Source organism: Ralstonia sp. 25C, from assembly GCF_051904805.1.
Taxonomy (GTDB): Bacteria; Pseudomonadota; Gammaproteobacteria; order Burkholderiales; family Burkholderiaceae; genus Ralstonia.
Map to the genome: position 1 here is coordinate 1,845,222 of NZ_CP196738.1, position 24,285 is coordinate 1,869,506.

26 protein-coding genes are annotated in these 24,285 nt (G+C 64.2%); 16 read left to right on the forward strand and 10 right to left on the reverse strand.

Annotated elements, in window-relative coordinates; genetic code table 11:
• Positions 1-143 precede the first annotated feature (143 nt).
• From kduI to ACS7SF_RS26790, 4 genes are all read left to right on the forward strand, one after another.
• Positions 144-962, forward strand: a complete 819-nt coding sequence (kduI, locus tag ACS7SF_RS26775; RefSeq protein WP_439894488.1) for a 5-dehydro-4-deoxy-D-glucuronate isomerase — start codon at positions 144-146, stop codon at positions 960-962.
• A gap of 4 nt (positions 963-966) precedes the next feature.
• Positions 967-1,752 (forward strand): 2-dehydro-3-deoxy-D-gluconate 5-dehydrogenase KduD, encoded by a 786-nt coding sequence (kduD, locus tag ACS7SF_RS26780; RefSeq protein WP_439893486.1) that lies wholly within the window; start codon positions 967-969, stop codon positions 1,750-1,752.
• A 67-nt stretch (positions 1,753-1,819) separates the two neighbouring features.
• Entirely contained in the window at positions 1,820-2,656 is an 837-nt protein-coding gene (gene kdgR / locus ACS7SF_RS26785; protein WP_439893487.1) for a DNA-binding transcriptional regulator KdgR, read from the forward strand.
• A gap of 102 nt (positions 2,657-2,758) precedes the next feature.
• Positions 2,759-3,811: an aldo/keto reductase gene (locus tag ACS7SF_RS26790; RefSeq protein WP_439893488.1), complete on the forward strand. Its 1,053-nt coding sequence runs from the start codon at positions 2,759-2,761 to the stop codon at positions 3,809-3,811.
• Here ACS7SF_RS26790 and prfH read toward each other — a convergent pair.
• The 5 genes from prfH to ACS7SF_RS26815 form a co-directional block, all read right to left on the reverse strand.
• Complete coding sequence (prfH, locus tag ACS7SF_RS26795; protein ID WP_439893489.1) at positions 3,808-4,440, reverse strand: peptide chain release factor H; 633 nt, start codon at positions 4,438-4,440, stop codon at positions 3,808-3,810. The genes ACS7SF_RS26790 and prfH overlap by 4 nt on opposite strands.
• Positions 4,440-5,567 carry an RNA ligase RtcB family protein gene (locus ACS7SF_RS26800; protein WP_439893490.1) on the reverse strand — a complete coding sequence of 376 codons (1,128 nt, stop codon included), beginning with the start codon at positions 5,565-5,567 and terminating at the stop codon, positions 4,440-4,442. The genes prfH and ACS7SF_RS26800 overlap by 1 nt, the downstream gene beginning before the upstream one ends.
• A 261-nt stretch (positions 5,568-5,828) precedes the next feature.
• A complete protein-coding gene (locus ACS7SF_RS26805) occupies positions 5,829-6,035 on the reverse strand; it encodes a DUF2783 domain-containing protein (RefSeq protein WP_426400358.1) in 207 nt (68 codons plus the stop codon).
• A 5-nt stretch (positions 6,036-6,040) separates the two neighbouring features.
• Entirely contained in the window at positions 6,041-7,720 is a 1,680-nt protein-coding gene (locus tag ACS7SF_RS26810; protein WP_439893491.1) for an FAD-dependent oxidoreductase, read from the reverse strand.
• Positions 7,721-7,722: 2 nt separating this feature from the next.
• Positions 7,723-8,682: an MBL fold metallo-hydrolase gene (locus ACS7SF_RS26815; protein ID WP_439893492.1), complete on the reverse strand. Its 960-nt coding sequence runs from the start codon at positions 8,680-8,682 to the stop codon at positions 7,723-7,725.
• Positions 8,683-8,964: 282 nt separating this feature from the next.
• On the opposite strand from ACS7SF_RS26815, the gene ACS7SF_RS26820 reads away from it, so the two are divergent.
• From ACS7SF_RS26820 to ACS7SF_RS26835, 4 genes are all read left to right on the forward strand, one after another.
• Positions 8,965-9,858 carry an IclR family transcriptional regulator gene (locus tag ACS7SF_RS26820; RefSeq protein ID WP_439894489.1) on the forward strand — a complete coding sequence of 298 codons (894 nt, stop codon included), beginning with the start codon at positions 8,965-8,967 and terminating at the stop codon, positions 9,856-9,858.
• Between the two features lie 266 nt (positions 9,859-10,124).
• A complete protein-coding gene (locus ACS7SF_RS26825) occupies positions 10,125-11,177 on the forward strand; it encodes a branched-chain amino acid ABC transporter permease (protein ID WP_439893493.1) in 1,053 nt (350 codons plus the stop codon).
• A gap of 4 nt (positions 11,178-11,181) precedes the next feature.
• On the forward strand, positions 11,182-13,008 hold the full coding sequence (locus ACS7SF_RS26830) for a branched-chain amino acid ABC transporter ATP-binding protein/permease (RefSeq protein ID WP_439893494.1): 1,827 nt from the start codon (positions 11,182-11,184) through the stop codon (positions 13,006-13,008).
• An 11-nt stretch (positions 13,009-13,019) separates the two neighbouring features.
• Positions 13,020-13,763 (forward strand): ABC transporter ATP-binding protein, encoded by a 744-nt coding sequence (locus ACS7SF_RS26835; RefSeq protein ID WP_439893495.1) that lies wholly within the window; start codon positions 13,020-13,022, stop codon positions 13,761-13,763.
• An 18-nt stretch (positions 13,764-13,781) separates the two neighbouring features.
• Here ACS7SF_RS26835 and ACS7SF_RS26840 read toward each other — a convergent pair whose 3' ends face one another.
• A complete protein-coding gene (locus ACS7SF_RS26840) occupies positions 13,782-14,120 on the reverse strand; it encodes a hypothetical protein (RefSeq protein ID WP_439893496.1) in 339 nt (112 codons plus the stop codon).
• Between the two features lie 95 nt (positions 14,121-14,215).
• Positions 14,216-14,725: a GNAT family N-acetyltransferase gene (locus tag ACS7SF_RS26845; RefSeq protein ID WP_439893497.1), complete on the reverse strand. Its 510-nt coding sequence runs from the start codon at positions 14,723-14,725 to the stop codon at positions 14,216-14,218.
• 161 nt (positions 14,726-14,886) lie between these two features.
• Here ACS7SF_RS26845 and ACS7SF_RS26850 point away from each other — a divergent pair, with 161 nt between their 5' ends.
• Positions 14,887-15,759, forward strand: coding sequence for a D-amino-acid transaminase (locus ACS7SF_RS26850; protein WP_439893498.1), 873 nt, complete (start codon positions 14,887-14,889; stop codon positions 15,757-15,759).
• Between the two features lie 63 nt (positions 15,760-15,822).
• Positions 15,823-16,350 (forward strand): surface-adhesin E family protein, encoded by a 528-nt coding sequence (locus ACS7SF_RS26855; RefSeq protein WP_439893499.1) that lies wholly within the window; start codon positions 15,823-15,825, stop codon positions 16,348-16,350.
• A 16-nt stretch (positions 16,351-16,366) separates the two neighbouring features.
• Here the strand turns inward: ACS7SF_RS26855 and ACS7SF_RS26860 are convergent, their stop codons facing one another.
• Entirely contained in the window at positions 16,367-16,591 is a 225-nt protein-coding gene (locus ACS7SF_RS26860) for a hypothetical protein (RefSeq protein ID WP_439893500.1), read from the reverse strand.
• Between the two features lie 165 nt (positions 16,592-16,756).
• On the reverse strand, positions 16,757-17,758 hold the full coding sequence (locus ACS7SF_RS26865) for an alpha/beta fold hydrolase (RefSeq protein WP_439893501.1): 1,002 nt from the start codon (positions 17,756-17,758) through the stop codon (positions 16,757-16,759).
• A 375-nt stretch (positions 17,759-18,133) separates the two neighbouring features.
• On the opposite strand from ACS7SF_RS26865, the gene ACS7SF_RS26870 reads away from it, so the two are divergent.
• From ACS7SF_RS26870 to ACS7SF_RS26890, 5 genes are read left to right on the forward strand one after another with little or no spacing between them, the layout of a single operon-like run.
• A complete protein-coding gene (locus ACS7SF_RS26870) occupies positions 18,134-19,384 on the forward strand; it encodes a cytochrome-c peroxidase (RefSeq protein ID WP_439894490.1) in 1,251 nt (416 codons plus the stop codon).
• Positions 19,385-19,421: 37 nt separating this feature from the next.
• Positions 19,422-20,798 (forward strand): porin, encoded by a 1,377-nt coding sequence (locus ACS7SF_RS26875; protein WP_439893502.1) that lies wholly within the window; start codon positions 19,422-19,424, stop codon positions 20,796-20,798.
• A gap of 37 nt (positions 20,799-20,835) precedes the next feature.
• The gene (locus ACS7SF_RS26880) at positions 20,836-21,396 is read left to right on the forward strand and encodes an FMN-binding protein (protein ID WP_439893503.1); all 561 of its coding nucleotides are present in this window, start codon (positions 20,836-20,838) and stop codon (positions 21,394-21,396) included.
• Between the two features lie 8 nt (positions 21,397-21,404).
• Positions 21,405-22,178, forward strand: coding sequence for an FAD:protein FMN transferase (locus tag ACS7SF_RS26885; RefSeq protein WP_439893504.1), 774 nt, complete (start codon positions 21,405-21,407; stop codon positions 22,176-22,178).
• 17 nt (positions 22,179-22,195) lie between these two features.
• Positions 22,196-22,675 (forward strand): hypothetical protein, encoded by a 480-nt coding sequence (locus tag ACS7SF_RS26890; RefSeq protein ID WP_439893505.1) that lies wholly within the window; start codon positions 22,196-22,198, stop codon positions 22,673-22,675.
• A 3-nt stretch (positions 22,676-22,678) separates the two neighbouring features.
• Here the strand turns inward: ACS7SF_RS26890 and ACS7SF_RS26895 are convergent, their stop codons facing one another.
• Positions 22,679-23,596, reverse strand: a complete 918-nt coding sequence (locus tag ACS7SF_RS26895; protein ID WP_439893506.1) for a LysR family transcriptional regulator — start codon at positions 23,594-23,596, stop codon at positions 22,679-22,681.
• A gap of 106 nt (positions 23,597-23,702) precedes the next feature.
• On the opposite strand from ACS7SF_RS26895, the gene ACS7SF_RS26900 reads away from it, so the two are divergent.
• Positions 23,703-23,939, forward strand: coding sequence for a DUF2798 domain-containing protein (locus tag ACS7SF_RS26900; protein ID WP_439893507.1), 237 nt, complete (start codon positions 23,703-23,705; stop codon positions 23,937-23,939).
• Positions 23,940-24,285 lie beyond the last annotated feature (346 nt).

Consider the following 24,285-nt stretch of genomic DNA (forward strand, 5'->3'; position numbering starts at 1 on the left):
CATTCATTCGGGCCGCGCGCTAAATCACAAATATGGATCGGCGTTCCGTATTTATGACTTTTGTGCTTCAATCCAACCCAGAACAGCCGGCTGCGCGGTAGGTGTCGGTGCATCCTCCACGGAGAAACAGCATGGAAGTACCGATGGAAGTACGACAGGGTATCCACAGCGAACACGCAAAGACGCTCGACACGGCAGGGTTGCGCCGCCAGTTTCTGGTGGAGCATGTGTTCGCGCGCGATGCGCTCCAGCTCACGTACAGCCACATCGACCGGATCATCGTGGGCGGTGCGTGGCCGGCAACGCGGCCGGTGGAGGTGCCTGCGTCGCTCGCCAAATCGATGGGTGTGAGCCATCTGCTGGAGCGCCGCGAGCTGGGCGCCATCAACATCGGCGGCCCGGGCTGGGTGGAAGTGGACGGCACGCGCCACGCCGTCTGCAATGAAGAGGCCATCTACATCGGCCAGGGCGGTCAGAACGTCGTCTTCGGCAGCGACGATGCGGCCCGGCCCGCCAAGTTCTACATCAACTGCGCGCCGACGCGCACGACCACGCTGGCGCAGGCATCGCCTGAAACCCTGGGCGATCCGGCCACCAGCAACCGGCGCACGATCTATAAGTTCATCGTGCCGGACGTGCTGCCCACCTGCCAGCTCTCGATGGGCATGACCAAGCTTGAGCCCGGCAGCCTGTGGAACACCATGCCGTGCCACACGCACGAGCGCCGCATGGAGGTGTATTTCTATTTCAACCTGTCGGACAACGCGGCCGTGTTCCACATGCTTGGCGAGCCGCAGGAGACGCGCCATATCCTCGTTCACAACGAGCAGGCCGTGATCTCGCCAAGCTGGTCGATTCACTCCGGCGTGGGCACGCAGGCGTACACCTTCATTTGGGGCATGGTCGGCGAGAACCAGGTGTTCCACGACATGGATCACATCGCCATTGCCGACCTGCGCTGACACCATGCGGCTCGAGAACCCCTATCTTCAGAGCGCGAGCCTGTTCGACCTGACCGGCAAGGTGGCCATCGTCACCGGCAGCAACACGGGGCTGGGGGCGGGCATGGCGACGGCGCTGGCAGCCGCCGGTTGCGACATCGTCGGCGCCAACCGTTCCGACCCGGCCGAGACCGCATTGCGCGTGGAGGCCACTGGCCGCCGGTTCGTCGATGTGCGCGCGGATCTGTCCTCGCTCGAACCCATCGACCGCATTGTCGAAGCCGCGATGGATACCTTTGGCCGCGTCGACATCCTCGTCAACAACGCGGGCATCATCCGCCGGTGCGATGCGCTGGCGTTTTCCGAGGCCGATTGGGATGACGTGATCGACGTCAACCTCAAAGGCGTGTTCTTTCTCTCGCAGGCCGTGGCGCGCGAGCTTGTGAAGCAGGAGCGCGGCGGCAAGATCATCAACGTGGCGTCGATGCTGTCATTCCAGGGCGGCATTCGCGTGCCGTCGTACACGGCGTCCAAGAGCGGTGTGCTGGGGCTGACAAGATTGCTCGCCAACGAATGGGCGGGGCGCGGCATCAACGTCAACGCCATCGCACCGGGCTATATGGAAACCGACAACACCGCGCAACTGCGCGAAGACCCGCTGCGCAGCGAAGAGATCCTCGCGCGTATTCCGGCCGGGCGCTGGGGTGTGCCGGACGACCTTGCCGGTGCGGTGGTCTTCCTCGCTTCGGCTGCGTCGGACTATGTGCATGGCCATACGCTCGCCGTTGATGGCGGCTGGCTGGCGCGCTAGTGCGGCGGATAACGGTATGAGACCGGTTATGCTCTCTCCCGATTTCGATTCCACGGAACCACGAGAGATGAAAGCCACGCGCCGGGCACGCAAGCCGGAAGACACGTCCACCAATGAAGCTGTGGAAAGCGGAGCGGACAAAGCCGAATCGGTTTCGGCGGTCGACAAGGTGTTCACCATCCTCGGTGCGATGGGCGAGCTGGGGGCGGTCGGCCCGAGCGAACTGTCGCAGCGGCTGGGCATGTCGAAGACCACCGTGCACCGCTTCCTGCAGACGCTCAAGAGCCTCGGCTACGTAGCGCAGGAAGGTGACACCGACCGCTATCGCCTGACCATTCGCCTGTTCGAGCTTGGCGCCAAGGCCCTGGAAAACGTCGACCTCGTCCGCGAGGCCGACACCGAGATGCGCCGTATCGGCCAACTCACGCGTGAGGCCGTGCACCTGGGCGCCTTTGACGAAGACGCCATCATCTATATCCACAAGATCGACGCGGATTACGGCTTGCGCATGCAGTCGCGCATCGGCCGGCGCAACCCGCTGTACAGCACCGCCATCGGCAAGGTGCTGCTGGCGTACATGCCGCTGGAAGAGGCACGCGATGTGCTGTCGAAGGTGGAGTTCAAGAAGTCCACGCAGAAGACGCTCGGCTCGGCCGAGGCTGTGCTGAGCATTCTGCCGCGCGTGCGCCAGCAAGGTTTTGGCGAAGACAACGAAGAGCAGGAAGACGGGCTGCTGTGCATTGCCGTGCCCGTGTTCGACCGGTTCGGCCGCGTGATCGCGGGGCTGTCGATCTCGTTCCCGACCATGCGCTGTGGCGCCGATACCAAGGCGCACTACGTCGCGTTGTTGCAGCAGGCCGGCGCGGCGATCTCGTCCCGGCTGGGGTATCACCCGACCGAATGACCCGCCTGCACGATCGGCCGGTCCGTCTTATCCTCTGCGTTGCCTTCCGCATCTGAGCCTGTGCGCTCAGCATTCCATTCCCATCGTCTTGGAGTCGATCACATGCGTTACAACCCATTGGGCCGGACCGGCCTGTTCGTCTCGGAGCTGTGCCTGGGCACCATGACCTTTGGCGGCGCTGATGGCATTTGGCAGAACATCGGTGACTTGCAGCAGGCCGACGCAGAGCGTCTGGTGGGGCGCGCGCTCGATGCCGGCATCAATTTCATCGATACGGCCGATGTGTACGCCAACGGTGTCGCCGAACAAATGACGGGCCAAGCGCTAAAGAACCTGAAGGTGTCGCGCGACAGCGTGGTCGTCGCCACCAAGGTGTTCGGCCAGACGGGCGAAAGCGTCAACGCACGCGGCGCCACGCGCTTCCACATCATGGACGGCATCAAGGCCAGCCTGAAGCGCCTGCAACTCGATCACATCGATCTCTACCAGATCCACGGCTTCGACCCGGCGACGCCCATTGAAGAAACCGTGCGCGCGCTCGACACGCTCGTGCAGCACGGGCATGTGCGCTACGTCGGCGTATCGAACTGGGCTGCGTGGCAGATCGTCAAGGCCTTGGGGATTGCGGAGCGCCTCGGTTGTGCGCGCTTTGAAAGCCTGCAGGCCTACTACACCATCGCCGGCCGTGACCTGGAGCGCGAGCTGGTGCCGATGCTCAAGAGCGAAGGCCTCGGCCTGATGGTGTGGAGCCCGCTGGCCGGCGGCTTGCTCAGCGGCAAGTACACGCGCGAACAGCACGGTGAGCACGACAGCCGCCGCAACAAGTTCGACTTCCCGCCCGTGGATCAGGCACGCGCTTATACCTGTATCGATGCGATGCGCGTGATGGCCGAAATGCGCAAGGTGTCGGTCGCGCAGATCGCCCTGGCGTGGCTGCTGCACCAGCGTGCCGTGACCACCGTGATCGTCGGTGCCAAGAAGGTCGAACAGCTCGACGACAACATCGCCGCGACCAAGGTGGAGTTGACGGCGGAAGAGTTGGCGCAGCTCAATGAACTGAGCAAACTCCCCGCCGAGTACCCCGGTTGGATGCTGGAGCGGCAAGGCGAGTATCGCCGTGGCCAGCTTGCCGGAACGCGGCAGGCTGGGCGTTAGGCATCGGCTGTTGACCCAAATGGCTCAAACCGCTCGCCCTTGAACACGCGGCGCGCGTTGCCGCGCTCCACCTGATGATGGAGCGCGCGCCGCTCCGCACGCTGCGCCGCGTTGGCCGCCGCGTCGTGGTCTGCCAGCTTGTGGGCAAGCAGCAGCACGGCCAGCCGCTTGTTGGCGTGTTGGCTGCGCTCGGTCTGCACCTTCACGCTGATGCCCGTGGCGATGTGTGTGGCCCTTACCGCCGACTCCGTCTTGTTGACATGCTGCCCGCCCGGTCCGGACGAGCGCGTAGTCTCAAAGCGAATCTCGCTCGGTAGCGTTTCTGATGGCGCCGCACAGCGCGCCACGCCGAAGAACCAGTTCTTGCGTGCATGCCGGGGTCGGTAGGGGCTTGGGCACGTCCATTGGATCGTGCCCTCCCATGCCCGCGCCACAGCATCCTCAGCATCGCCTTCCAGGCTGATCAGGGCGGAGCGCAACGTACCCGCGCGCTCGCCATCCTCCTGTTCCAGCAGTTCGAGTTGGACGCCCGCATCTGCCGATTCGCGTTGCAGGCGCGCCAGCGCCTTCGCCACCGCCAGCTCGCATTCGGCCGGCCCCTGCGCAGAAGAGAATTGCAGCAACACCATCAGCAGCACTCCCCACGCGTCTTGTACGTCAACACCGGGCGCAGGCGCGCGAGCACCTTCACCAGGCCGGCATCCACCAGCGGCGCGATGACACTGTCGATCGGCTTGTAGGCCTCGGGGGCCTCTTCGTAGATCAACTGCTTGTCCTCGCAGATGACATGGCTGCCGAGCTTGGTGCGGTTGAGTTGCGCCGCGGTGAAGCGACGGACGAGGCGGTCTTTGCACTCGCTGCGCATCCACTTGCGGCCCGCACCGTGGGCGAGCGAGAACAAGCCGTGCTCGCTCGGGCGCGGCGATACGAGGTAGCTGTAATCCCCACGCGAACCGGGGATGACCACCACGCCCGCATCCGACGGCGTCGCGCCCTTGCGGTGCAGCCAGCCACGCTCGCCAAACACCGTGGCCGGTGCGACAAAGTTGTGGTGCACTTCGAGCAGCGCTTTGCCTTGCGCGTGCAGTCGATCCAGCATGCGCCGTGCGATCAGTTCGCGGTTGGCCTTGGCGAAGTGCAGCGCCGTGTCGTGCCGAGCCAGGTAGGCCGCGCACGCAGCGTCGTCCTGTGCGAGGCCGCCGTGCCCATACGCGCGCACCTGCTCTGCCAGGATGGCCTGGCCGAGCCCACGCGAGCCGCTGTGCACGAGCAGCAGAAGCTGGCGCGGGTCCAACGGCAGACCGGCTGCGTCATAGATTTCGTCGATGCGCTGCAGCTCGGCAAAGTGGTTGCCGCCACCAATGGTGCCCAACGCTGCATCGAAGCCAGTGCCAGCCGGTGCCAACGATGCGGCAAGCTCGCGCCAGCTTTCATCGAGCGGCGGGTCGATGTTGCCGAGCCGCTTTTCCAGCTTGTCGAAGCTGACCTTGTGGGCATCGAGATCGGTGGCCCACAGCGCCATGCCGCAGCCGATGTCGTTGCCAATCAGCGCTGGATACAAGCGGCCAACCGAGAAGAACGCTGCGCCGACGGGGTAGCCGCGACCAGGGTGCAGATCCGGCATGCCAGCCACATGGCGCATGCCGTCGAGTGCTTTGGTGGTTTGAAGTTGTTGGATCGCGTTGCCTTCGATCCAGGTGTCGTCCGAGGCGATCAGGGTGACGCCGTCGAACAAATGCAAGATGCAATTGCCCATGAACTATCCATATCAGGTCTGAAGAAGTGTCTGATGTGGCAGGCCGATGGCCGGGGCAATGCGAAGACGCTGTGAACTACAGCGCGAGAGATTCGATCAACCCAGGCAAGGGCCTGCAAAGGGGAAGGCTTGGTGACGCATGATGTTTTTCCTCCTGTGCAAAATGGTTGATCGGTAAGCGGGGCGGATACTAGCACTGCACTTTGCGCAGTCGCAAGTGCGATGCAGTGCGAGTGTTGGATTGTGGAAACGCGAGTGCACTCACGCAGGGGTTGCGGGCAAGGCCAATCGCGCAGCCGCCAGCGCCTCGCGCAGCACTGCCATGTCGCCGATATGGTTGGCGAGCAGCAGGATGAGTTGCGCGTTGAGCATCGCGCTGTGCTCGTCGCTCAGATTGCGGTGCGCGTCGATCAGCGCTTCGTAAAAATCATCCGGGCGCGGCAGGTTGGGTTGCGTGTTCAGCGGCATGGCAATCAGGCCGTGGCAGCGGCGCGTGATGGGGTGGCAGCGGTGGATTGCCCGCAGGCACGAAGCAAGGCGCCAGCCAGTTTGGCCGGCTCGAATGCACGCCAGCGCGCGCAGATGTGCTGGTCCGGTCGGAGCAGATAGGTCGTGCCGGGCCGTGCGTCATAGCGCTGCGCGACGAGTCCGTCGATGTCCTCAAGCGCCGTCACGTTGGCTGAGACTGCGCCCAGGCCACCGGCCGGAAAGATGGCGACCGTCGGCAGCGGCAGCGCATCGACGTGTTCTCCGGCACGACAGAAACGCAGTGCTGTGAAGCCGCTGCACAGATGGCTGAGCAGCCAGTCGGCGCGACCGGCGGCGGTGCGTACCGGTGCGTCGAGGGCGACGGCACCCGGCACAAGCGCGCAGGCGAAGGGTTCCTCGTCAGCGGTCGAAAGAGACGAGCCTTCCAGCACGGTCGGCACCGATAGCCGCCCGCTGTTGACCAGCGTGCGCGCAAACGGGTAGTGCTTGGCCAGGCGCAGTGTGGCATCGCGGAAGAGCCGGCTGACCGTGCTCTTGGGCGTGATGAAATCGGTCGAGCGGGTGGAGTGGCGGATGTTGTCGTCGGCGGCGAATTCGCGCTCGCTTGCGTAGGTGTCGAGCAGCGTGTCGGGCGCGTCGCCATTGAGCACCATGCGCAGTTTCCACGCGAGGTTCTCCGCATCTTGCAAACCGCTGTTGGCGCCGCGTGCGCCGAACGGCGACACGCGATGCGCAGCATCGCCGATGAACAGCACGCGGCCGTGGCGGAAGCGGTCCATGCGCTCGCACGAGAACGTGTAGACGCTGACCCACTCCAGCTCGAAGTCCACACCTTCGCCGAGCAGCGCGCGCACACGCGGGATGACGCGCTCCGGCTGCTTTTCGGCAACCGGGTCGGCGTCCCAGCCGAGCTGGAAGTCGATGCGCCAGACGTTGTCGGGCTGGTGGTGCAGCAGCACCGATTGATTCGGGTGGAACGGCGGATCAAACCAGAACCATCGCTCGCTGGGGAAGGGCGCGTCCATGCGCACGTCGGCGATCAGGAAGCGATCCTTGAACGTCTGGCCGTGCGCTTCGAGGCCCATCATGTGGCGCACCGGGCTGCGCGAGCCATCGGCGGCAACGACGTACTGCGCGAGCAGCGTGTAGGTGCCGTCTGGCGTTTCGATGGTGAGCGTGACGCCGTCCGCATCCTGCGTGAGGCCCGTCACCTTGTTCCTCCAGCGCAGCTCGATGTTCGGCAGGGCCTGCGCACGTTCAACGAGAAACCCTTCCACGTAGTACTGCTGCAGGTTGATGAACGCCGGGCGGCGGTGTCCGGTTTCGGGCAGGAGGTCGAAGCTGTAGAGCAGTTCGTTCTTCAGATAGACCTTGCCGACGTTCCAGCTCACGCCTTTGTCGACCATGCAATCGCCGCAACCGAGGCGATCGAAAATCTCCAGCGAGCGCTTGGAAAAGCAGATCGCGCGCGAACCGCTGGACAGCGTGCAGTCGTCATCCACGATCACAACCGGCACGCCTTGCTGCGCCAGATCGATGGCCGTTGCCAACCCCACCGGCCCCGCGCCGACGATGACGACGGGGCGCGGTGCGGCCAGCGCGCCGGCCTGTTGCTCAGCGCACGGCGCGTACGCGAAGACGCGGTTCTGGAAGTCGGGGTTCATGTTCAGCCTTGCAGGGCGGCCCACATTTCCTTGTCGCGCTCGGCTGTCCAGATGCGCGGGTGCTTGATGCCGCTGGCTTCATCAAAGGCGCGCGTCACGTCAAACGGCAGGCAGTGTTCGTAGATGAAGACATTGCCGAACTTCGGGTCCATTGCCGCACGGGTGTGCGCCATGGCGGCCTTCAGGTCCATCTTCTGCGCGACCGCTTCCTTGCCGCGCTGGAGCAGCGTCGAGACGAAATCGCGCGTGTAGGCGAGACCCTTGTCGACTTCGGCCGGATTGAGCAGTGCCGGGCCGCGACCAGGCACGAGCTTGTCGGCGCCGAGTGCGCGTAGCGCATCCAGCGTGGCGGGCCATTCTTCGAGCTGCGCATCACCGCAGTAACAGGCGGCGTCGTACTCGACCAAGTCACCCGAGAACAGCACCTTCTGCGAGGGAATCCACACCACCGTGTCGCCCTTCGTGTGACCCGGACCGAGGTGCAGGATCTTCACTTCCAGCTTGCCGAGAAACAGCGTGAGTTCGCGTTCGAACACCAGCGTCGGCCACGTCAGGCCGGGCACCGTTTCGACGCCAGCGAACAGGCGCGGAAAGCGTTCGATTTCCGACTTCATATCCGCCTCGCCGCGCTCGACGATCATCTCGTACGTGCCGCGGCTGGCGATGATGTTCTGCGCGCCTTCGGCAAAGTACGCCGAGGCCCCCAACACGCGCACCGCGTGGTAGTGCGACAGCACGACGTGCTTGATCGGCTTGTCGGTGATGGCGCGGATGCGGGCGATCAGGTCTTGCGCCATCGCCGGCGTGGCGGTGGTGTCGACGATCAGCACCGCGTCTTCGCCGATGATGACGCCCGAGTTAGGGTCGCCCTCGGCGGTGTAGGCGTAAGCGTTGGGGGAGAGCTGGGTGAAGGTGACTTGTTTGGCCTCGAGATCAGCTTGCGAGGCGAAGGCTTTGGCCATTCTGTCACTCCTGGTGTAGTGGGTTACGGGTTGAGGAATTTGTGTGCCGCGTCATCCAGCCCGACGGCGTGGTTGGAGACACGCCCGTGTTCGGCGACGCAGCTCGTCGCGAATCATAGACCGCGCGATTTCCCTCTGCGCCTAGGGTATACGTTGATTATGATTAGATGTGTCGTTTATACAATGCATAAAAATTAAGTGCGGGCACTGAAGCGGCACAGCATGCTACGCTCGCAGCACTTTGCCGGCCTAGCCTCAGCCAACACGCCCGAATCCCGGACCATGGAGATCATTGAAGCCGAAGACGACCTGCCATCCGATGGCCTCAGGGAAGACATGCAGGAAGACGGACGCGCTGGCCGCGACCGGTCGGGCATCCAGTCCATTGAAGTCGGCTCGCAATTACTGGTGGCCTTGACGCGTGCCATGCGCGCCATGGCCCTGGGCGACCTGGCGCGCGCGGCGGGGATGCATCCGTCCAAGGCGCACCGCTATCTGGTGAGCCTGCAGCGTGTGGGGGCTGTGTCGCAAGACCCGCTGACGGGCCGGTACGAGCTTGGCCCGTTTGCGTTGCGCCTGGGCCTGGCGAGCCTGAATCGTACCGATGCGATCGTCCGCACACGGCCCCTGCTGGCCGGCCTGCGTGACCAGACCGGCCACACCATCGGCATTGCCGTATGGAGCGACCGTGGCCCAACCGTCGTGCATTGGGAAAAAGCAGGTGGCGCCCCGGGCGTGAACCTGCGCATTGGCGATGTCATGCCGATGCTCAACTCGGCCACCGGCCGCTTGTTTGGCGCCTATCTGCCGATCGAGCAGACCCTGCCATTGGTGGAGCGTGAATTGCACGCGCGCGCCAGCGACGATCTACCCGGCCTGCCGAGGTCGCTCACTGATTACTATCGCCTGTGCGAAGACATCCGCACCGAAGGCGCATCGTGGGTGACAGGCAGCCTCTTGCCCGGCGTAAGCGCGCTGTCGCTGCCGGTGTTTGGCGCGCGCGGGCAACTGGCGCTCGTGCTGATCGCGCTGAATCTGCATCCGCTATTTCATGCAGAACGCGGTGGCGAGCTGGAGACGACGCTGCGCACGTTCGTGATGCAGCTTTCGTCCATGCTGCAAGCGCCCGCCCCTGAACCGCCCAAGGCAAACCGACGTGCGAAGCCGGCCCGCTAGAACGTGCTCACGATCCTGCTGCGCGACCCTGATCGGGGCTCATGCGCTGCTCGAAATCCTCATGTACTTAAGTACATTCCGGTTTCTGCGCTGCTCTTCACCCCGCTGAGGGCCGCTCGCTACGGATCGTGAACACGTTCTTAGGGTTGTCGCCAATTTCACCCTGCCGTAAAAAATTTACCATCTCGTAACTCGTGGCGCCCCCTCGCGTTTCAACGCGAATTCCACCACGGCAATGAGCACTCAAAGAAGGAACGAGGCACTTCATGGACTTGTCGATTGCCGCCATCCTGGCGCAAGACGGCGTGACATCGGGCGCGATCTACGCGCTGCTGGCACTGGCGCTCGTGCTGGTGTTTTCCGTTACGCGCGTGATCTTCATCCCGCAGGGCGAGTTCGTGGCGTATGGCGCGCTCACGCTGGCGGCCATCCAGGCCAATAAGGCGCCGCTGTCGGCAAGCATGCTGGTGGTGCTCGGCGTGCTGACCTTCCTCGTCGAGATGGGCCGCACGCTGCTGCAGCCGGAGTTGCGCCTGTACGCGCTGCGCACCGGCGCCATCTACGCAGGCAAGTACCTCGTCTTTCCGATGGCCGTGTACGCAGCGTCCCGCATGCTGGCACCGATGACGCTGCCAATGGCGGCGCAGGTGGCGCTGGCCCTGCTGATCGTCATTCCCATGGGCCCGATGATCTATCGCCTGGCCTACGAGCCGCTGGCTGAGGCGAGCACGCTGGTGCTGCTGATCGTCTCGGTGGGCGTGCACTTTGCGATGGTGGGCCTCGGCCTCGTCATGTTCGGCGCGGAAGGCTCGCGTACGGATGCCTTTTCCGATGCGCGCTTTGATCTGGGTGCGCTCTCGGTGTCGGGGCAGAGCCTGTGGGTGGTGGCTGTGTCGGTGCTGATGATTGTGGGGTTGTACTTCTACTTTGGCCGCACTGTGTCGGGCAAGGCGCTGCGGGCGACGGCGGTGAACCGGCTCGGTGCAAGGCTGGTGGGCATCGGCACCACGCAGGCGGGGCGGTTGGCCTTTACGCTGGCGGCGGCGCTTGGCGCGTTGTGCGGCATCCTGATCGCACCGCTCACCACGGTCTACTACGAGTCGGGCTTCCTGATCGGCCTGAAGGGCTTCGTGGGCGCCATCGTGGGCGGGCTGGTGAGCTATCCGGTGGCTGCCCTGGGCGCGCTGCTGGTGGGGCTGCTGGAGTCGTATTCATCGTTCTGGGCGTCGGCGTTCAAGGAGGTGATCGTGTTCACGCTGATCATCCCGGTGCTGCTGTGGCGGTCGCTCACCACTAAGCACGTCGAGGAAGAGGAGTAAGCCGATGAACACGCTCACCAAATCTTCCGAGGGCACCGCGCAACGCAGTTGGCTTTCGCGCAACCGCGTGCTGACCGCCTTGTTCGTGATCGTGCTTGCGTTGATCCCCATCGTGCCTACGCCCGAATTCTGGATCACGCTGCTGAACTACATCGGGCTGTATAGCCTGGTTGCGCTGGGCCTCGTGCTGCTCACCGGCGTGGGTGGGCTGACGTCGTTCGGGCAGGCGGCGTTCGTTGGCCTGGGTGCGTACAGCACGGCGTATCTGACAACGCGGTACGGCGTATCACCGTGGATCGGCTTGCTGGCGGGGCTGGTGATCACGGTGGCGTGCGCGTATGTGATCGGCCTGATCACGATGCGCATGTCGGGCCATTACCTGCCGCTGGCGACGATTGCGTGGGGCCTGTCGCTGTTCTTCCTGTTTGGCAACCTGGAGTTCCTGGGTAAGTACGACGGGCTGAACGGCATTCCGGTGTTGAATTTCCTCGGCAAGCCGCTGCAGACCGGGCGCGAGATGTTCTACCTGATCTGGGTCGTGGTGGTGGTGGCTGTGCTGGCGGTGCAGAACTTGCTGAACTCGCGCCCCGGCCGCGCCATCCGCGCGCTCAAGGGCGGCGGCACCATGGCGGAGGCGATGGGCGTGAACACCGCGTGGATGAAGGTGGTGATCTTCGTGTTTGCGGCGGTGCTGGCATGCATCTCGGGCTTTCTGTATGCGCACCTGCAGCGCGCGGTGAATCCGACGCCGTTCGGGCTGAACTACGGCATTGAATACCTATTCATGGCGGTGGTCGGAGGCGTGGGCCACGTGTGGGGTGCGGTGCTCGGCGCGGGGCTGCTCACCATCCTGAAGGACAGCCTGCAGAGCATCTTGCCGAAGCTGCTCGGCTCCAACGGCAACTTCGAGATCATCGTGTTTGGCGTGCTGCTCGTGCTGTTGCTGCAGTACGCGCGCGATGGCGTGTGGCCGTTCATTCGTAAGTTGTTTCCTTCTGCGCCGACGGCCCGTGCACCGGAGAACGCGCCGCAACTCAGGCAGCGCAACAAGCCGGCGGCGGGCGAGCTGATTCTTGATGTACGCGCTGCCCGCAAGGAGTTCGGTGGCCTCGTCGCGGTGAACGACGTCAGCTTCCAGGTGAAGGCCGGCGAGATCATCGGCCTGATTGGCCCCAACGGCGCGGGCAAGTCGACCACCTTTAACCTTGTCACCGGCGTGCTGCCGGTCACGCGTGGCGAGGTGAATTACCGTGGCGAACGCATCAGCGGCAAGCCTTCACGCGAGATCGTCAAACGTGGCATTGGCCGCACGTTCCAGCATGTGCAACTGCTGTCGGGCATGACCGTGCTGGAGAACGTGGCGCTGGGCGCTCACCTGCGTGGCGACTTCGCGGCACAGGGCGGGGTGCTCGCCAGCGTGGTCCGCATGAACCAAGCCGAAGAGCAGAAGCTGCTGTTCGAGGCGCGCCGCCAGTTGGAGCGCGTGGGCCTGGCCGATTGCATGTATCAGGAAGCCGGCAGCCTAGCGCTCGGCCAGCAACGGATTCTGGAGATCGCCCGCGCGCTGTGCTGCGACCCGGCGTTGTTGCTGCTCGATGAGCCCGCCGCCGGTCTGCGCTACAAAGAGAAGCAAGCCCTGGCCGCGCTGCTCACCAAACTGAAGGCCGAAGGCATGAGCGTGCTGCTGGTCGAGCACGACATGGACTTCGTCATGAACCTGACGGATCGATTGGTCGTGATGGAGTTCGGTACGAAAATCGCCGAAGGGCTGCCACAAGAGGTGCAGCAGAACCCCGCCGTGCTCGAAGCCTACCTGGGCGGTGTGGAATAAGGAGAACGCGCATGTCAGTCATCCTCGAAGTGAAAGACCTGCACGTCCGCTACGGCAAGGTGGAAGCGCTGCATGGCGCCAACCTGAAGGTGGAAGCGGGGCAGATCGTCACGGTCATCGGCCCGAACGGCGCGGGCAAATCGACCATGCTGGGCGCCATCATGGGCGCGCTGCCGACGACTGGCTCGGCGAATGGCGTGGTCTCGTATCTCGGTCACAACCTGACTGGGCTGCCTGTCGAAAAACGCGTGGCGCGCGGCATGTGTCTGGTGCCGGAAAAGCGCGAGCTGTTCGCCACCATGAGCGTGGAAGACAACCTGGTGCTGGGCGCGTACCGCCGCAAGCGTGCGGGCGAGCGCAATTATCTGGATCAGATGGACGTGGTCTACGACCTCTTCCCGCGCCTCAAGGAGCGCCGCGTGCAGGAAGCTGGCACGCTCTCCGGCGGTGAGCGCCAGATGCTGGCCGTGGGCCGGGCGTTGATGGCCAAGCCGCAGCTGTTGATGCTGGATGAGCCGAGCCTGGGCCTCGCGCCGCTGATCGTGAAAGAGATCTTCCACATCATCAGCGACCTGCGCAAAACCGGCGTGGCAACCCTGCTGATCGAGCAAAACGCGCGCGCCGCCCTGCAGGTGGCCGACTACGGCTATGTGCTGGAAACGGGCGACATGACGCTCGAAGGCCCGGCGCATGAACTGGCCGTCAACCCGCGGGTCATCGAAACCTATCTGGGGCTGGCAAAGAAGGCGGCTTGAGCACCGCCGGGTAAGCGATCAATCGTCGTCATCGTCGCGATGATGATGTTTCCATTGCTTGCGTTCCCACTTGCGTTGCTCGCGCCATTGCTTTTCCTGCCACTTGCGGGCGCGCCAGTCGTCCTCGTAGTAGCCGGGGGCGACCACCACGGGCTGCGGTTGGACGTACACAGGCTGGGGGGCATACACCGGCTGAGGTGCATAGACGGGTGCCGGTGCATAAACCGGCGCAGGCTCGACATAGACCGGGGCGACCGGAATGCCGATGCCGATGTCCACATTGACCCTGGCCAGCGCAGCCTGGGACGACAATGCCGCAAGCGCGGCCAGCGCACACAGCGCCAAATGCTTTTGCATGATGAGTTCCTTCGACAGGGCTGCACTGTAGTCGAGTAGCACGCTCGCGGTCTTACAAAAAATATACGGGCGTTACCAGATGTAACGAAGCCGCGTCAGGCGAGCGTGCGCTCCATCAACAGGGCGTCGTCACCGTAGACGCTGTGCAGCGTGGCGAGCGATTCGGCGTCGAACGGGGCAGGGCGATAGCCGAGTCGTTGCCAGAAGGCGTCGGCGCCCTGTACGGCGACCAGGCGCGATTGGCGCAGGCCGTACGACCGTGCGGCGTTTCGGGCCGTTGTGTAGAGGCGTTCGCCCAGGCGGCGGCCGCGGCCGGCGGGGGCGATGGCCATGTCGTGCACGAACCAGAGCACATCCGCGGCATCCACCTTCGGCAACGGCGCGTGCAACTTGGGTGGACTCCATGCATGCCATGCATGCGAGAGCAGGTAGCCGACGATCTCCGTCCCATCCACCGCGACCAGGCACATGGCAGGGCTGCGTGCCCAGCGGCTGGCCAACGCGTTGCCCGGCTCAAGGAAGCCGTCGCCGTAGCAAGCCTGCTGCACAGCCAAGATGCCGGGCAAGTCGTGCGCGACGATCGGGCGAATGGTGAGCTCGGACATGGGTTCAGGCGGAGCGGAAAACGGCCGAGTTTACCGGACACCCGTCCGCCCTCATGCCGTTTGCGCATAACTTGGGCACGCGCCGGCATTTGTAGCGCGGCCCACGTATCCTGTCGGGTGCGTTGCGGGGTCGTCCCGCTGCTCCATTTCTTCTTCCAAGCATGTCCCGAATCGTCTTCCTGAACGGCCAATACGTGCCGGCCGCTGAGGCCACCGTTTCCATCATGGACCGTGGCTTTACCTTTGCCGATGGCATCTACGAAGTGACCGCCGTGGCGCGCGGCAAACTCGTCGACAACGACGCGCACCTCGCACGCCTGACGCGCTCGCTGTCTGAAATCGGCATCGACAACCCGTACACGGAGGCCGAATGGACCCGCGTGTGCGAAGAGTTGGTGGCGCGCAACGGGCTGGAAGAGGGCGTCGTCTACATGCAAGTCACGCGTGGCGTGGCCGAGCGCGACTTTGGCATTCCCGCAGACATCACGCCCACAGCCGTGGCGTTTACGCAGGTCAAGACCATTGTCGATAGCCCGCTGGCGAAAAAAGGCGCCACCGTCGTGACGGTGCCCGATCTGCGCTGGAAGCGCTGCGACATCAAGAGCGTCGGCCTGTTGCCGCAGGTGATGGCCAAGCAGATCGCCGCCCGCGCTGGTGCCCACGAAGCCTGGATGACCGACGGCGACCACGTGACCGAAGGCGCGTCGTCCACCGCGTTCATCATCACCGCAGACAAGCGCCTGATTACGCGGCCGCTGTCCAACGCCGTGCTGCCGGGCATCACGCGTGTGTCGATCCTGGCGCTGGCACGCGAACACGGCCTGATGCTGGAAGAGCGCACCTTCACCGTGCAGGAAGCTCAGCAGGCTGCCGAGGCCTTCTACACGAGCGCGTCGACGTTCGTGATGCCGGTGGCGTCCATTGACGGCGTGCAGATCGGCAATGGCCAGCCGGGTCCGCTCACGCAGGCACTGCGCGCGCTGTATCTGCGCTTTGCCGGTGTGGATGTGGCCGAGCCAGCCGATCAGATGTGACGAAAGCGGCTACGCCAGCACGGTAAAATCGCCCGCTCAGTTTTTTGCAGCCAGGCGAGAACCATGAAAGCAGGAGGCTGGCGCCGGCAAGGCGCCATTGCGGCAACCACGTTGGCCCTTACGCTGTGGGCATCTGAGCCCGTGTTTGCGCAAACTTCAACGCCGCCGACCGCCGTGCCGGCGGCAACCGCTGCGCCTGAACAGCCTGCAAGCGATAGCCGCTGGCGCCGCTTTGTGGGTGCCACCGGGGTGGTGTCCTACGTCGACAAGCAATCACTCCACGCCCCAGCGGATACCGGCTCCAGCAGCCAGCACACCGTGCAGTTCCAGCTGCTGCGCAACGTGCTGCCCGACTTCACGATCAAAACGGCAGACGGCGAGCCGATCCGTTCGTCGGTCAAGCAAGTGGTGCTGGACTGCGCGCAGCGCACCTACACCGTGATCGCACAGACGCTCTATCGCGCGCGCAACGCCAGCGGCAAACCGCTTTACCAGATTCGCTATGGTGACGACGCGCAAAGCCGCTCGCTTCGTGAGGGCAGCGTGTTCGAGTGGATCGCCGGGCGCTTCTGCGCGGTGCCGCACCCCTAACGCCTCCTAAAGCCGCTCAGACCTGGGCGGCTTCCTCTGAGTAGCCTGTGTTGTCGTCGTCTTCACGCCCGCGTGCGTAAGGTTGCCGCTCCTGTTCGAGCTCCGGGTACCGGCGGGCGGCGAAATCGATGGTGGCCTCGTATGACTCGAATTGATTCGACTCGGCGGCCACGCCATCGTTGACGAGAATCGCGTACCACTTTCCATACAGTGGTCCGTACACCACGACCTTGCTTTTCATTGTCCTGTCCCTGTCTTTTGTGTCGATGACCGGGCGTCGTGGTTCGCGCGACGCTGGCGGCTCGAACTGTCCGGTCGCCAGGTCGTGGCGTGCCGTCAGTTGGTTGGCGGACGATGATTGCAGCCAGATGCAATGGACGTCAACGTTTGCGTTGGATGCGATCTTCTAATGCGGCAATGTGCCGGACACGCGTGCTTGTTGCAGCGCAGCGGGTTCGTGGCCCGACTCTATGTAGTCGGCAAAGCGGCGGATGCAATCGGCCACCCACTCGGGGCGATGCAGCGGCAACCAATGGCCCGCGTCGACTTCATGGCGCCAATAGTGCGAAACCCACGCCTCGAGCGCACGGGTGACGGCGGGGCTCACATAGCGGTCGCGCGTCGGCACGATCAGCTGCACCGGCGCATGGGGTGCACGCGTTTGGGGCCGAGCCAGCCGCTCGCGAAAATTGGCGCGATACATCTGCAGGCCGTTGCAGGCATCGCGCAGGAGCGATGGCCGTTGCGCCGCACCCTGTAAGCCTTCCGTTTTGCGCAGCCACCATGGCCACGCGCGCACCATCCCTAGCCGCCAAGACCACTCCGCCACCAGTGGCAAGTGGAAATAACCGATGTACCAGGATTGCAGGCGCTGCTTCCATACCGCGCGCTTGGCGGCCCATGTGCCGGCGTCCAACCGGGCGCGCACCCAGTGGCCGACGTGGTCGAGACAGGGCCCGGAGATCGACGTGTAGGACGCGATGCGCCCGCGCAGTCGGTCGGTGGTGACTGATTCCCAACTGTGGATGGAGCCCCAGTCGTGCCCGACCAGGTGGAAGCGCTCGCCGGGCAGCAACGCGTCCGCCACGGCGGCCAAGTCGTCTGCGAACTGAGGGATGCCGTAGCCGGTCGTGTCCGCCGGAGCATCTGACAGACCGGCGCCGCGCACGTCAAAGATCAGAACGCGGCGCTCTTGTGCGAGCGCGCTGCAGACACCCTGCCAGACGGAGCTGTCGTCTGGATAGCCGTGCACCAGGACGATGGCGGGGCGCTGTCGCGCAGAAGGATCAGTGGGCAGGCTCAGGCGGGCATGTAGGCGGACGTCACCTGAGCGCACGACATGGGACGACTGCCGGACGGCGGATGGAACGCCGTTGTTCGGGCGCGTGCAGGCAGCAGGTATGGACATCGGGGCGCTCCATGTCGATCAAGAGTGACATCGATCGATGGCATGGTAGGCGCCTCTTCCGCAGTTTGACAATGCGCAACGTTCCTAACGTTGTACGTGCGCGCCGTAACAAATTTCGTGCTTTCCGGGAGAAACGTCCATAGAATGCGAACGCGAATTGTTCCTATTACCATTATTTGAGCCGACCGAGATGGCCGCAGAGCCGTCGGCATCAGGGAAATGCAAGAAAAACAGCAGAGAGGAGACGGCGCGCGTGCGTCGATGCGAGTGGTGTGGCTTGTGGTTTCAGCCGCGCTGGTAGCGGCGTGCGGCGGCGGGGATGGCGGCAACGGCACGTCGTCGACGGCTTCAGCACCGGCCGACACGCTTTCGCCCATGGCGCAGGTGGGCAAGCAGATCTTTTTCGATCAGGCGCTCTCGGCCTCGGGCAAGCAGTCTTGCGCGTCGTGCCATGACCCGGCACGCGGGTTTACCGATCCGAACAACCTGGCTGTGTCGATCGGGGGGCCGAATTCTGATTTGCCCGGCCTGCGCAACGCACCGTCGCTGAATTACGCTTCGTTCACGCCGAACTTCAAGATTGACAGTACCGGCAAGGCTTCCGGTGGTTTCTTCCGCGATGGCCGTTCGGCATCGTTGGCAGATCAGGCGCAGCAGCCGTTCACCAACGCGTTCGAGATGGCCAACGGCTCGGCCGACGATGTATTCAAGACGCTGCTGACCCGCCCGTACCTGGATCAGTTCAAGGCCGTGTTCACCCCGGCCGGCATCCAGAACAGCGCGACCGCGATGCAGAGTATCGGCCGCGCGCTGGCAGCATTCCAGAGCGAAGATCCGAGCTTCCACACCTTCGACAGCAAATTCGACGCCTACCTCGCCGGCAAGACAACGTTGACGGATGCCGAGACACGCGGCCTGCTGCTGTTCAATAACCCGACCAAGAGCAACTGCAACGCTTGCCATATCTCGACAGGCAAGGGCAGCACGCCGGCGCTGTTTACCGACTTCACGTACGACAACGTCGGCATCCCGCGCAATTGGAGCATGGCCGCGAATCAGGAGGGCACCACGCTGCCCTATGTGCCGAAGAACGGCCTGGCGCTGGGCGATCCCAACTACAGCTACTACGACATGGGCCTGTGCGGCCCGCTGCGGGCCGACTTCCGCGTGGGTGGCTCGACGTGCGGCCAGTTCAAAGTGCCGACGCTGCGCAACATCGCGCTGACCGGCCCGTACTTCCACAACGGCGTGTTCCAGACACTGGACCAAGTGGTGGCGTGGTACGTCACACGCGATACCGATCCGGGTCGCTGGTACGTGAAGGCCGACGGGACACCCGACGTGCCGTACAACGATCTGCCGGTCGCATTCGATGGCAACGTGAACGTGGCGGAAGTGCCATACAACCCGGCCAAAGCGCCGTCGATGACGAACCAGGAGATGAGCGACGTCGTGCACTTCCTGTGCACGCTCACCGATGGGTTTGATCCGGCCAATCCGTCGGCCTATCGCGTGCCGGCGCAATGCGGGTCCACCGCAGCCAGCGTGGGTGCCGCTCGGATCCAAGCTGTTTTTGCTGGCGGAGCCACGCCGGGCAAGACCGTCCAAACGGTCGCGAGCAAATAAACCAACTCAAAATTCAAAGACCAGGGAGCGTCACAGCATGAAACGAACCGCCTTGTCGGTAGCCGCCGCCATTGCGCTGACGGGGGCCGGCGCAGCCAATGCCGCCACCACCGCGCAACTCGAACAGAAACTCGATGCCATGGCCGCGCAGATCGAAGCGCTCAAGGCCGAGCTGAAGGAAGTGAAGGCGCAGAACGCGACGCTGGCCACGCAGCAGCAGACGCAGGCCACAGCCCAGGCGCAGCAGACCGCCGCCCTGCAGGATGTGCAGCAGACCGTGCAGACGGCACAGCTCGCTTCGACCCGGCCGTCGCCGCTCGACAACCTCACGCTGTGGGGCTACGGCGAGGTCAACTACAGCCGTCCGACGCGCCGCTCCGAAGACACCAAGATGGACCTTGCGCGCGCGGTATTCGGCATTGGCTACAAGTTCAACGACAAGACGCGCTTCAACTCGGAGTTCGAAGTCGAACATGCCATCGCCTCGTCGTCCGACTCGGGTGAGTTCGAAGTCGAACAGTTCTACATCGACCACAAGCTGACCGACAAGGTTGGCCTGAACGCAGGCCTGTTCCTGATCCCGACGGGCTTCATCAACCGCAACCACGAGCCGACCAACTACTACGGCGTGCATCGCAATTTTGTCGAGACGCTGATCATTCCGAGCACGTGGCGCGAGGGCGGTCTCTCGTTGTATGGCGATACCGATTTCGGCCTGAACTGGAACGTGGGCCTGACCACTGGCCTGAACCTGACCAAGTGGAATTTCAACCCGGAAAACCCGCTGTTCAGCTCCGCGCTGGAGATGCAGAACAACGGCGCGGGCCCGCTACAGCAGACGCACCAGGAGCTGGGACTGGCGAATGCGAAGAACCTCTCGCAGTACGTGGCGCTCAACTACTCGGGCATCCCGGGTGTGACGCTGGGCGGCTCCGTCTTTACGGGCAAGAGCAGCCGTTCGAGCACCGACGCGCCGCTGCCGGAACAGCGTGCCACGCTGTATGAGGCGCACGCGCGCTGGACGCCGGGCAAGTGGGATCTGTCGGCGCTGTACGCACGCGGTACGCTCAGCAACACCGAGGCCGTCAATCAGGCCAACCCGGGTGCGGCCAATCCGATGCCCTCGGCGTTCTACGGCTGGTTCATGCAGGCGGCGTACAACGTGTGGCAGAAGGGCGACTATCGTTTTGCACCGTTCGTTCGCTACGAGCGCTACAACATGGGTGAAAAGTACGCAGGTCTGGCGCCGGGCTTCACCTTCCCTGCCGGTTGGCCGTCGTTGTCCGACACCGTGTACACCATCGGCGCGAACTTCTACCTGAACCCGAACGTGGTCTTCAAGATCGACTACCAGCGCTTCAAGCAGAACCGCGATTTCTCGCGCGTCGACCTGGGCCTGGGCGTCTCGTTCTAAGCCACCGCAATCCAAAGAATCGAAGGAGGCGCAAGCCATGCGTTACCAGCCAGTGCCCATCGTTCTCGTGTGTGCCGCCGCCGTGGGCGCACCGGGTGTCGTCATCACCCAGGCCTTTGCCGCAGACTATATGACCGCGGCCGAGGCCCAGAAGGCGATGTTTCCCGATGCCACCAGCTTCGAGCCGGTATTGCTCACGTTGTCGGCTGATCAGCTCAAGCAACTGGCCGACCGCGCTGGTGGCCCGGCCAAGCCGGGTGCCTGGCGCGCGTGGCAGGCCAAGCAAGGTGACAAGACACTCGGCTACTTCGTGACCGATGCCGTCATCGGCAAGTTCGAGTTGATCAACTACGCCGTGGGTTTGAATGCCGCGGGCGAGATCAGCGGCGTCGAGGTCCTCACCTACCGCGAGAGCCACGGCTACGAGGTCCGCAACAAACCGTGGCGCGCGCAGTTCCTCGGCAAGTCGGCCAAGTCGGCGTTACGCGTCGGCGACGACATCAACAACATCAGCGGCGCAACGCTGTCATGCACGCACCTGACCGACGGCATTCGGCGCATTGCGGTGATGGCGCAACTTGCGCTGGTCAAGCGCTGAGGCACGTGGTGGACGCGGTGGTTTGCCGGCGCGCGCGTCCGCTGCTCGGCACGCTTGTCGATATCCAGGCTGAAGGGCCCGATGCGGATGCCGCCGTGGCGGCAGCCTTCGGCGAGATTGCCGCTGTGCATGCGTTGCTGAGCTTTCATGCGCACGACAGCGAATTGCAGGCGATCAGCCGCGCAGCGCTCGGTGCGCGGCTGCATGTCGATCCCCGGACACTGGCGGTGCTGCATCTGGCGGCGGCGTTGTATGAGGCGTCAGCGCGCGCATTCGATTGCCGTGTTGACGCGCCAGTGGACACGCGCTTTCCCGTTGCCTTCGATGGCGATGTCGTCATCAAGCAGACTGACGCATCGATGGACCTCGGTGGCATCGCCAAAGGCCATGCCGTGGACTGTGCAATTGAGGTGCTGCGCACATTGGCCATCGAACGCGCTGTTGTGAATGCGGGCGGGGATGTGCGCCACTACGGCGTGCGACCGATGACGGTGCAGGTGCGCGATCCGCGCAATGCAGCGCGAGTGGCGGCATCGGTATCGCTCGACAACACGGCGCTTGCCAGCTCAACAGCAGGGGGGCTGGGTGCACGGGCCGAAAGCGCATCGCGCATCCACGACGCCGGGCGCAGGCTTCTACCCGCGCTCGCGGGGGCGACGGTGCGGGCGCCTGCCTGCATGCTGGCCGACGCGTTGACGAAGGTCGTGCTCGCCACGGGCGATGCCGCGCATCCGCTGCTGGCGGAATACGGCGCGGCGGTGGTCGTATACTCCCCGGGTTAACCGGTTGCCCGCCCGTCATGTCTGCTACCCCCCGTTTTTCTCATCATCTGCGTGAAAGTGCCTTCCGCCTGAGCGGCCGCCGGCGCTGGGCGGTGTATGGCGTATTCGCAGTGCTGCTGCTGACGGGGCTGGTCTGGCTGGCGCTCCATTTTCTGGATGACGGCAGCGAGGGGGGCATGCTCGCGCTGGCGTGGAGCATGAAGCTGCACGGCGCGGCGGCCATGGCAGGGTTGTATCTGCTGGGCATGCTGTGGGGCCCGCATATTCGCAACGCCTGGGTGCGTCGGCGTAACCGCGCGGCGGGTGCCGTGTTTGGCTCGCTGACGGCTGTACTGGTCGTGACGGGCTATGCGCTGTACTACGTCAACGGCGAACTGCCGCGCCAGGGGGCGGAGATCCTGCACTGGGTGGCGGGCGTTGTCGTCTGCATTGCGCTGTGGGTGCACATCGTGATCGGGCGCCGCAAGCGCAAGGCCGTGTCGGCGTTCCAGATGTGAGCCTCAGGCGGGCTGATCAAGCTCGCCCTGCAGCAGCGGTGTGGCTGCCGCGAAGGCCGCGAGATGTTCAAGCAGCGTGCGCACCTTGCGCGGCAACTGCTGCTGCGGCCAGACCGCATAGATTGGGCGCTGCGGCATGCGCCACGCAGGCAACAGGCGCACCAGCCGGCCGGCCTGCAGTGCTTCATGGCAGAGCGTGTGCGGGCAATACAGCAATCCGAGTCCTGCTTCAGCCAGGGTCACCGCCAACTCGATATCGTTTAAATCGCACCGGCCCTGCGGTTGCAACTCGATGGTTTCTGCGCCATCGGGCGAGGCGAAGCGCCACGTGGAAAGCGGCGACGACACCAGCAGCCGATGCGCCTGCAGTTCACTTGGATGCGCAGGCGCGCCATGCTCGGCCAAGTAGGCCGGCGCTGCCACCAACACCATCTCGATCACACCCAGCCGGCGCTGCCGCAGCTTGGGGTCGTCCTGCTGCCCGACGCGGATGGCGAGATCGGCGCCGTGCCGCCACACGTCTTCATTCCGATTGCCGAGCAGCAGCTCCAGGCGAATCTCGGGCCACGTCGCCATGAAGCTTGCATAGGCGGGCGCAAACAGACCGCGCGACAGGTTGAGTGGTGCCAGTACGCGCAGGGTGCCTTTGACCTGGTTGATGTCGTCATCGAGCGTGGCGGTGGTTTGCGCAAGCGCGATCAGCAGCGGCCGGCATTGCTCGTAGTACTGCTGGCCTTCGGGCGTGGGCTTCAGGCTGCGCGCGCTACGTAGCAGAAGCTGGCAGCCGAGCGTGGCCTCCAGCTTTTGCAGGCGCCGCGTGAGCGTGGCCGGCGGCAGGTTGGCATGGCGGGCAGCAGCTTGCAGGCTGCCGCGGTCCACAATGGAAACGAAGAGGGCCAGATCGTCGAGTACGTCGAGCATGATTCCATTTTCGGAATTTAAGTTTCAATAAACGTCTATAGTTTCTTGAAACGCGGTTGTCTAGCATACCGTTCATCACATTCGATGACGTTGCAGGAGAACCACCATGTCCACTCTCGTTTCGACACCTACACGCCTTCGTGTCACGTTCGCGTGGTTGATGTCCGGCCTGATGTCGCTGTTGATGACGGGCTGGATTGGCTGGATCAGCGCTGGCTTGAGCGCGGGTTTTGTGGCTCGCTGGGCGCACGCCTTTGTGATGGCGTGGCCGGCTGCATTCACCATCGTGCTGATCGCGGCGCCCGCTGTGCAACGCCTGACGCAGCGCCTGGTGACGCCCTGATGCGCCAACACCCAAAGAAAAGGCCCGCCAGGAGGGCAGCGGGCCGGAAGGTTGACAGCAGGAAAGACCGATCAAAATCGGTGTGACGCAAAGCCGGCGGCGTACGGACGTCCCATTTCGCAACGTCGCCAACCCTATCGCGCAGGGCGGTGCAGACACGGCAATCTTCGATTGCGCCGGTGGCGCGGATTCCCCAATCACGCCCCTGGCCCAGCCTTGCCGCGCCTGACCATCCAGCGCGTCTACCTGACACCCGACCGACTCCGCCTTGGCTTGCACGGAGATCATTCGCCAAGCAGTGAGTGCACTGTATGGCCTCCCGGCTTTCGTCAAACTTTCGCGGCCG

Bases quoted from the DNA above. Each gene is read 5' to 3' on its own strand.
- kdgR (WP_439893487.1), top strand. From the start codon at position 1,820: ATGAAAGCCACGCGCCGGGCACGCAAGCCGGAAGACACGTCCACCAAT.
- ACS7SF_RS26815 (WP_439893492.1), bottom strand. From the start codon at position 8,682: ATGGCCAAAGCCTTCGCCTCGCAAGCTGATCTCGAGGCCAAACAAGTC.
- ACS7SF_RS26855 (WP_439893499.1), top strand. From the start codon at position 15,823: ATGAAAGCAGGAGGCTGGCGCCGGCAAGGCGCCATTGCGGCAACCACG.
- ACS7SF_RS26790 (WP_439893488.1), top strand. From the start codon at position 2,759: ATGCGTTACAACCCATTGGGCCGGACCGGCCTGTTCGTCTCGGAGCTG.
- ACS7SF_RS26860 (WP_439893500.1), bottom strand. From the start codon at position 16,591: ATGAAAAGCAAGGTCGTGGTGTACGGACCACTGTATGGAAAGTGGTAC.
- ACS7SF_RS26890 (WP_439893505.1), top strand. From the start codon at position 22,196: ATGTCTGCTACCCCCCGTTTTTCTCATCATCTGCGTGAAAGTGCCTTC.
- ACS7SF_RS26820 (WP_439894489.1), top strand. From the start codon at position 8,965: ATGGAGATCATTGAAGCCGAAGACGACCTGCCATCCGATGGCCTCAGG.
- ACS7SF_RS26880 (WP_439893503.1), top strand. From the start codon at position 20,836: ATGCGTTACCAGCCAGTGCCCATCGTTCTCGTGTGTGCCGCCGCCGTG.
- ACS7SF_RS26835 (WP_439893495.1), top strand. From the start codon at position 13,020: ATGTCAGTCATCCTCGAAGTGAAAGACCTGCACGTCCGCTACGGCAAG.
- prfH (WP_439893489.1), bottom strand. From the start codon at position 4,440: ATGGTGTTGCTGCAATTCTCTTCTGCGCAGGGGCCGGCCGAATGCGAG.
- ACS7SF_RS26800 (WP_439893490.1), bottom strand. From the start codon at position 5,567: ATGGGCAATTGCATCTTGCATTTGTTCGACGGCGTCACCCTGATCGCC.
- ACS7SF_RS26865 (WP_439893501.1), bottom strand. From the start codon at position 17,758: ATGTCCATACCTGCTGCCTGCACGCGCCCGAACAACGGCGTTCCATCC.
- ACS7SF_RS26840 (WP_439893496.1), bottom strand. From the start codon at position 14,120: ATGCAAAAGCATTTGGCGCTGTGTGCGCTGGCCGCGCTTGCGGCATTG.
- ACS7SF_RS26805 (WP_426400358.1), bottom strand. From the start codon at position 6,035: ATGCCGCTGAACACGCAACCCAACCTGCCGCGCCCGGATGATTTTTAC.
- ACS7SF_RS26845 (WP_439893497.1), bottom strand. From the start codon at position 14,725: ATGTCCGAGCTCACCATTCGCCCGATCGTCGCGCACGACTTGCCCGGC.
- ACS7SF_RS26895 (WP_439893506.1), bottom strand. From the start codon at position 23,596: ATGCTCGACGTACTCGACGATCTGGCCCTCTTCGTTTCCATTGTGGAC.
- kduD (WP_439893486.1), top strand. From the start codon at position 967: ATGCGGCTCGAGAACCCCTATCTTCAGAGCGCGAGCCTGTTCGACCTG.
- ACS7SF_RS26875 (WP_439893502.1), top strand. From the start codon at position 19,422: ATGAAACGAACCGCCTTGTCGGTAGCCGCCGCCATTGCGCTGACGGGG.
- ACS7SF_RS26850 (WP_439893498.1), top strand. From the start codon at position 14,887: ATGTCCCGAATCGTCTTCCTGAACGGCCAATACGTGCCGGCCGCTGAG.
- ACS7SF_RS26830 (WP_439893494.1), top strand. From the start codon at position 11,182: ATGAACACGCTCACCAAATCTTCCGAGGGCACCGCGCAACGCAGTTGG.
- ACS7SF_RS26810 (WP_439893491.1), bottom strand. From the start codon at position 7,720: ATGAACCCCGACTTCCAGAACCGCGTCTTCGCGTACGCGCCGTGCGCT.
- ACS7SF_RS26825 (WP_439893493.1), top strand. From the start codon at position 10,125: ATGGACTTGTCGATTGCCGCCATCCTGGCGCAAGACGGCGTGACATCG.
- ACS7SF_RS26900 (WP_439893507.1), top strand. From the start codon at position 23,703: ATGTCCACTCTCGTTTCGACACCTACACGCCTTCGTGTCACGTTCGCG.
- kduI (WP_439894488.1), top strand. From the start codon at position 144: ATGGAAGTACGACAGGGTATCCACAGCGAACACGCAAAGACGCTCGAC.
- ACS7SF_RS26870 (WP_439894490.1), top strand. From the start codon at position 18,134: ATGGCGCAGGTGGGCAAGCAGATCTTTTTCGATCAGGCGCTCTCGGCC.